Source organism: Luteimonas aquatica (assembly GCF_022662575.1).
GTDB classification, from domain to species: domain Bacteria; phylum Pseudomonadota; class Gammaproteobacteria; order Xanthomonadales; family Xanthomonadaceae; genus Luteimonas; species Luteimonas aquatica.
The window spans coordinates 1-522 of record NZ_JALBFU010000043.1 but is presented as its reverse complement, the minus strand read 5'-3'; the positions used below and the strand labels follow the sequence as shown (position 1 = coordinate 522).

The window sequence follows — 522 nt, the reverse complement described above, 5'->3', positions numbered from 1 at the left end:
CCGACCACGGTGAACACCGCCGCGAACGTCGCGGTGGCCAAGACCGGCCCGGCAACGGTGACGGCGGGCGCCAGCTACCAGTACACGCTGGCGGTGAGCAACAGCGGCCAGACCGCGACCGGCACCAACGTGGTCGTGCAGGACCAGCTGCCGGCGGGCGCGATTGCCACGGCGGTGACCGGCGCGAATTGCGGCCCCCTGCCGAGTTCGGCGGGCGCGCTGCTGACCTGTACGATCCCCGGCCCGATCGCGGGCGGAGGCTCGACCAATGTCGTGCTGACGGTGACCGCCCCGGCGACGGGCGGCTCGATCACCAACTACGCGGCGACCAACCCGACGGGCACCGGCAATCCGGGCACGCCGCCGGGTCCTGGCTGCACCAGCGGCCCGACGGTGAGCTGCAGCAGCGCGACCACGACGGTCAATGCGCCGCTGCTGAGCATGGCCAAGACCCACAGCGGCAACTTCGTGGTGGGGACCAACGGCACCTACACGCTGACGGTGAGCAACACCGGCACGGCG

General features: G+C 72.0%; 1 protein-coding gene. It reads left to right on the top strand.

Annotation, left to right across the window (positions count from 1 at the left end):
* Positions 1-9: 9 nt before the first annotated feature.
* Positions 10-522: hypothetical protein (locus MD221_RS17435; protein WP_242113430.1), on the top strand; the 513-nt coding region annotated here is incomplete at its 3' end.